We start from the raw sequence: 6,348 nt of genomic DNA, 5'->3' as shown, positions 1-6,348 counted from the left end.
TAAGGCCTCACGGATACTGCGCACCCAACCATTTTTCGGCGGTTTAGGCACAGATAAATTGAGTAAAGCGCTGATTTTTGCTTTGACTTGCTTGAGTGCAACGGCATAGACACCGGATTTTTTCATAACTCTGTATCTCTAATTAAATACATCACAACGTTAATAGTATCTAATTTTGCATACATTATAAAGATTGTTATATCTAGTTTTTAATACATAGTGAAGGTAAATGTATCGATAGTAAAATACAATTCTTATTTGGCTATCTGTTTACTGGACAATGGTCGTTGTTTTGGGAAAAACACAATCCAGACTTCTGCTCTGAATGATTACTGCCCCAAACCTTGTTTCAGGGTTAACTTTCATTATGGCTAGCTACTCGATATGCTATAAATTATCTAATGTCATTGTCGAAGCGAGAAGTAAGCTATGAATAAAAAACGGTTGTCAGAAAAAGAGCTTTTGGAAGGATTAACAAGTCATACTGGACACTCTGATGAACTCGCGACTACAAGTGAACAAGATTGGGGATCTTATTCGGAAGATATGGATAAAGCGGATAGCGATTTTCTAGTTCAACGAGGCGATATTTTTGACTCTTGCCGAATTGAATTTGAGGAAGATGAACAAGACCGAGAACTAGTTAAACAAAGAGAAAACTCTCCAGAAATTGACGTTGATATAGAAGATCTGTGAGCCATTATTTCTGTGTTACAGAATTAATCGACTAAATTAAAAATGCCCCTTTTCAAGCTGGCGAGAATTTTAGCCGATAGATTTCGTCCCTACCTTCCCGCCGTCCTCGCCTGAAAGTAAGCCGAGATGCGAGTGGAAGGTTTCTCCCATTTCCTTCCAAGTGTCGGGTTTCAGAATAGGCTTTCAAATATGCATCACTATGCAATGCACTGTAAGCAACAAGCTCAATATGCCCAGAGAACATATTGAGCTTTCAGGACTCAGCTGGTTAGCAGTAATTATTTCATGGCGTGGTAAGCCTTAGATACCGCGTAGCTGTCTTCAAACCAGTTCCAGTTTTTCACTTTGCCATCTTCAACCTGAACACGTACTGCCCAGCTGAATTTGCCAGTGTCTACACCAGATTCGTTAGCAATTGCACTCATACTGCCCATAAATACTGCTTGGTCACCGTTTGCAAAGCTATAGTCTGTAGACCAGCTTGTTACTTTCAAACCTGCACCAAAGCGAGGCAGGAAGGTGTTTAGTACTTTTTCTTTTGAATCCCAGTTACCGATCCACGGGATGCTTACGTCACCTTCGTTGTGCCAGACAAAATCGTCTGTCATCAGTGCCTCAAGTTTTTCCATATCACCAGAGCCTGCTGCCCATAGGAATGCTTGAGCCGTTTCTAGTGTCTTAGCTGGGTCAACTGCTTCCGTATCATCCGCTAGTGCTGGGGTTAGTTGGAAGAAAGCCAGAAGGCTAGTAAGACCGATTAGTAGATATTTCTTAAACATTATCTTTCTCCTGATTGTCAAATTGTGAAGTTCAACGCTTGAGAGATAAGAACCGCTATCTATATATGCCTTGATCTTCAATTTTATTCATTGCGTTGATGTGATAACTATACCTGTGTTAAATTTTTGGTAAATTCACTAATTAGACACATTTGGTATGCAAAAATGCACAACATACGATGGGGTGACCTACAATATGTCCTGACGGTGGCGAATGAAGGATCACTATCTGCTGCTGCCAGATCACTTGGTGTGAATCACAGTACTGTGTTGCGTCGTCTTGATGCTTTTGAACACCGACATAAATTACAGCTCTTTCATAAACTTTCTACCGGATACAAGTTAACGGTTGAAGGGCAAATGCTGCTGGAGTCCGCACTCAATATAGAAACCACAGTGAAAGAGTTAGAGCGAAAAATTTTCGGACAGGAAATGAAGCTGGAAGGTGTGCTGCGGTTGACGACAACAGACGCGCTGTCTCGTCTGATTCTGAGTACTCATTTGGCTGCTTTTCATCAACTTTATCCAAGAATTCAGTTGGAGCTCAGTCTAACCTCTCGTCGATTGGATATTTCAAACTTAGATGCGGATGTTGCGATCCGTCCTACCAGTGAGTTACCGGAGTCTTTTGTTGGGACTAAGTTGTGCAAAATGGCCTTTGGTGTTTATGGAGAACCAAATTACATTAAAGGTCTCCAAGGCAAGCATCCTCTTGAGTCTGCATCTTGGTTAGTTATGGATCAAGGCAGCGCTTCGCTACAAGTCTCAGAACTGATTTCGGAAGAAAAGATAGTTATGAAAACAGATTCTTTCGAACCTCTGATAATGGCGGCTGAGAATAAGATGGGGCTTGCTTATCTACCTTGTTTCATTGGTGACAGTTCTGGAACTCTGCATAAAGTGGATATGGAAGTGAAACACCAGAGTACATACCTTTGGATGATGACTCACCACGATCTGGAAAACTCTGCCAGAGTGAAGGCGTTTTTCAACTTTATGGAAGAGGCTATAAAGCCAGATCACAATCAATTAGCGGGTTTCGGTAATTAGCGCTTATTGCCTCTTATTTTGATGGTTCAATAAGAGGCTAATTAACCAGGCTAGCCGCATGAGTATTTAGCTTTTTGCCTTGACTACAGCCAGCATTTAAGACAACTTCTACCATTAAAATGCCCCAAGACAAGCTACTCGATTTAATCCCTCATTCTGCAACGTAGCAATTTGACTTACTTTTTCTCATGTGAATATGATTGTCAAAGTCGCAGCAAATGGAATCATCTACGATGGCAAGACCTAAGACAAAGGAAGAACTAATCTCGCAAGCCAATGATAGCTTCTTAAAACTAATTATGCATATCGAGTCAATGTCTGAAACTGAGCTGATGACCGAATTTGACTTCTCGATGGAGGCTAGCAAAAAGGAAGCTCACTGGAGTCGTGACCGAAACCTGAGAGATGTTCTAGTACATCTATACGAGTGGCATCAGCTACTGTTAAATTGGATTAATTCTAATATGGCAGGTAAAAAGAGCAGTTTTCTACCTGAGCCATACAACTGGAAAACCTATGGCCAAATGAACATCGAGTTCTTTGAAAAACACCAAGGAACGAAGCTCTCTTTGGCAAAAGAATTGGTTAAAGAAAGCCATGAAGCCGCTCTTGATCTGACTACAAAGTTTTCCAATGAGGAGCTTTTCACTAAGAAGCATTTTGATTGGACAGGGACAACGACGTTGGGCAGCTATTGCGTTTCGGCCATGCCAAGTCACTATGAGTGGGCAATCAAAAAGCTCAAAGCTCATACAAAACGCTTCCCTATTTGATCCTAGAGTGGTTATTTTATGCACCATACCTTAACAAAGGGCTATGGTGTCAAATTACTTCTTTTAATCTATCTTGGATGAGTGAGTGCGCTTGCACTAATAATTTTTTGTCCATTTTCTTCTGACTACAACCCTGTCCCACTTCCAAAGTCAACTAGACTATTGTTTGATGGAAAATTTATCTGTTTGATTTTGTTAGCAGTAGCCTCTGAACGAGCTACTTTTTCTGGGTTGTTGTCCCATGTGCTGGCTAAAGCATCAAAATAGTTAGTCAAGTTACGCTCCATATCATTGAAAATACTATGCGGAAAATCATCTAAAGTAATGATGGCAGAATAACAAATATTGGTACAGTCTAACTATATTGGCACAGTTTAACTATATTGGTACAGCTTAACTATATTCGGTACATATGATAAGCGAGTGTTGAACATCCCTATGTATATCGCGTGCTCCCTACCCCATGAAATCGTTTCACCTAATAAGGACAAGCTGTAATAACAATCACGATTCAAATCAATAGTCCATCCCAGTTATTCAAAACGTTACGTGCACACAGTCTGCTGTTTCATTTTATTTTTTAATACCCTCCTACGATACGAGGAGGATGTATGCAAAAGCAGATATCACTGTTACTGATAGGATTAACCAGTGGGCTGTCAACAGCCTACGCAGATGAAATGATTCGCAATGGCACGTTTAACGATGGAATTGATGGTTGGTGGACAGCAGGAGCCAGTGTCACAACAGACAATAACCAAGCCTGTATGGATATAGCCAACCCTGGTGCCAACCCTTGGAATGTTATCCTTGGTCACGCGGGTGTAGGCCTTGAACAAGGCGAAACGTATCAACTCAGTTTTGACGCATACGCTAATATAGACACTCAAGTTAAAACATTAATTCAGCATGAAGGCGCTCCGTATACCCATCACTTTGTGACAGATACCTTGATTACACCAAACAAAGCGTCTTTCGAGTATCAATTTGTTCAACAAGGCGAAAGTGATGCTGGGGCTGAATTTCAATTCCAAATGGGCGCTCAGAAAGCGGCGATAATTTGTGTTTCGAATATCTCTCTGCTCGGAAAACCTTATCTTGAAAGCGCAAATATATCGCCAATACGAGCCAATCAGGTAGGCTATTACCCTCAAGCAGATAAATTTGTTTATCTTGCCAGTGACTCTGAGCAAGCCGTGCGTTGGACGATGCAAAATGCTCAAGGCATTAATATAGATATGGGACGTACTGAGCCGATTGGCTTAAACAAAGCGTCAGGTGAAAAGCTGCATCGCATCGATTTATCTCACTACCGCAATGAAATGCAAGACCTAACGATTACCGTGAACGAAGATAAAAGTTTGCCATTTGATATCAGCAACAACGTATTCAGCACGCTGAAATATGATGCCCTATCCTATTTTTATCAAAATCGGAGTGGTATTAAAATCGAAGAGCAGTATGTACAACGAGCGGATCTTGCTCGTCCTGCTGGGCACACAAGTGACAATGTCACATGCTTTGATAAAAAAGACGCATGGGGTAATGATTGGCCCGGGTGCAATTTCACTATTGATGCAACCGGCGGTTGGTATGATGCAGGTGATCACGGCAAATATGTGGTTAATAGTGGCATCTCAACATGGACATTACTCAATCTCTACGAACGAGGAAAATGGTTAAATAACGCTAGTATCCCTTTTGCTCATGGTCCAAAAGTGAAAATCCCTGAAGCTGACAACGGTATTAACCCAGTGCTTTCTGAGGCAAGATGGAATATCGAATTTATGCTGTCGATGCAAATTCCGAAAGGTAATCATGTAGCCGCGCCGATTGGTGATCAATCAAGCGATAAAAAACTCACTCTTACAGAAATTGATGGCTCTTATCTCGCGATGCATAAAATAGCCGATGAGGCGTGGACAGGCATGCCACTGCCTCCGCATAAAGACACGCAAAAACGCTATGTTGGTCAGCCGAGTACCGCGGCAACGCTCAATTTGGCCGCTATTGGTGCTCAATGTGCGCGAATTTGGCAGACGCTGGACAAAGACTTTTCCCAACGCTGCTTAACCGCTGCAGAAAATGCATGGCAAGCCGCCAATCAGCACCCAGACCTATACGCCTATGACAACTTTACTGGTTCAGGACCATATGATGATCTAAAATTGGATGATGAGTTTTATTGGGCTTCAGCAGAACTTTTCATCACTACTGGCAAAGAAAAATACCGAAAACAGCTTGAAAACTCACCTCACTATTTAGAATCACCAAAAGGTAACTTATCGAGTGAGGGCGATATTTTTTGGCAATACACCGCCCCACTTGGCACCATCAGTCTTGCTGTTGTACCCAATTCATTAACCAAAGCCGAAACAGATAAAGCTAAACAAGCCATTATCAATACAGCGTCAAACTATCAAGATCAAATAGCTAATGAAGGTTATCGTATTCCTTATACGGTTGAAGAATACTCATGGGGATCAAATTCCAACTTAGTTAACCGCTCGATCTTCCTAATTTATGCCAATGATTTTACTCAAGATATTGAGTACTTAAAAAGTGCTGCCAGCGCAATGGATTATTTGTTAGGTGCTAACCCAATGAACATCTCTTATATCACTGGTTATGGTACTCGCGCTGCGCAAAATCCACATCATCGCTTCTGGGCTCATGCAGCCAATGAAAACTCGCCACTTCCTGCACCCGGTGCATTAATTGGTGGACCGAACTCTGTAAGCTTTAGTGATCCAATTGCGGCAACAATGAAAGGAAAATGTACCGGACAAACCTGTTACCGAGACAATATCGGCGCATGGACGTTGAACGAAATAACCATTAATTGGAATGCTCCGCTCGTATGGGTAGCGTCAGCACTAGATGAAGGCAAGCTAAAATAGTGATCCACCTCACACTCAACCAAAACCGGTTTTGGTTGAGTGTGAAAAGTGAGAAGTAGCGCAATATATCGACAATAAAAGTTGTACTAGACTAAATAACATTCAATGAGTTCTATTCTAAGGAAGTATCGAGATTATTATCTCGTTTTT

6 protein-coding genes are annotated in these 6,348 nt (G+C 41.6%); 4 read left to right on the top strand and 2 right to left on the bottom strand.

The window, feature by feature from the left end:
• The first annotated feature begins 429 nt into the window (after positions 1-429).
• Positions 430-696 (top strand): hypothetical protein, encoded by a 267-nt coding sequence (locus R3X26_RS15910; RefSeq protein ID WP_317718314.1) that lies wholly within the window; start codon positions 430-432, stop codon positions 694-696.
• A 278-nt stretch (positions 697-974) separates the two neighbouring features.
• On the opposite strand, the gene R3X26_RS15905 is transcribed toward R3X26_RS15910, so the two are convergent.
• Entirely contained in the window at positions 975-1,475 is a 501-nt protein-coding gene (locus R3X26_RS15905) for a nuclear transport factor 2 family protein (protein WP_317718313.1), read from the bottom strand.
• A gap of 165 nt (positions 1,476-1,640) precedes the next feature.
• Between R3X26_RS15905 and R3X26_RS15900 the strand changes: the two genes are divergently transcribed.
• Positions 1,641-2,525 (top strand): LysR family transcriptional regulator, encoded by an 885-nt coding sequence (locus R3X26_RS15900; protein ID WP_317718312.1) that lies wholly within the window; start codon positions 1,641-1,643, stop codon positions 2,523-2,525.
• Between the two features lie 233 nt (positions 2,526-2,758).
• A complete protein-coding gene (locus R3X26_RS15895; protein ID WP_317718311.1) occupies positions 2,759-3,298 on the top strand; it encodes a ClbS/DfsB family four-helix bundle protein in 540 nt (179 codons plus the stop codon).
• A 125-nt stretch (positions 3,299-3,423) separates the two neighbouring features.
• On the opposite strand, the gene R3X26_RS15890 is transcribed toward R3X26_RS15895, so the two are convergent.
• Positions 3,424-3,573, bottom strand: a complete 150-nt coding sequence (locus R3X26_RS15890) for a hypothetical protein (RefSeq protein ID WP_317718310.1) — start codon at positions 3,571-3,573, stop codon at positions 3,424-3,426.
• Positions 3,574-3,909: 336 nt separating this feature from the next.
• On the opposite strand from R3X26_RS15890, the gene R3X26_RS15885 reads away from it, so the two are divergent.
• Positions 3,910-6,198 carry a glycoside hydrolase family 9 protein gene (locus R3X26_RS15885; protein WP_317718309.1) on the top strand — a complete coding sequence of 763 codons (2,289 nt, stop codon included), beginning with the start codon at positions 3,910-3,912 and terminating at the stop codon, positions 6,196-6,198.
• Positions 6,199-6,348: the final 150 nt, after the last annotated feature.

Origin of the sequence: Vibrio sp. TH_r3 (genome assembly GCF_033101115.1) — a bacterium.
GTDB lineage: Bacteria > Pseudomonadota > Gammaproteobacteria > Enterobacterales > Vibrionaceae > Vibrio.
This window is presented reverse-complemented; position numbering and strand designations above follow the sequence as displayed.

Coding starts and splice junctions, on each gene's coding strand:
- R3X26_RS15885 (WP_317718309.1), top strand. CDS start 3,910: ATGCAAAAGCAGATATCACTGTTACTGATAGGATTAACCAGTGGGCTG.
- R3X26_RS15900 (WP_317718312.1), top strand. CDS start 1,641: ATGCACAACATACGATGGGGTGACCTACAATATGTCCTGACGGTGGCG.
- R3X26_RS15895 (WP_317718311.1), top strand. CDS start 2,759: ATGGCAAGACCTAAGACAAAGGAAGAACTAATCTCGCAAGCCAATGAT.
- R3X26_RS15905 (WP_317718313.1), bottom strand. CDS start 1,475: ATGTTTAAGAAATATCTACTAATCGGTCTTACTAGCCTTCTGGCTTTC.
- R3X26_RS15910 (WP_317718314.1), top strand. CDS start 430: ATGAATAAAAAACGGTTGTCAGAAAAAGAGCTTTTGGAAGGATTAACA.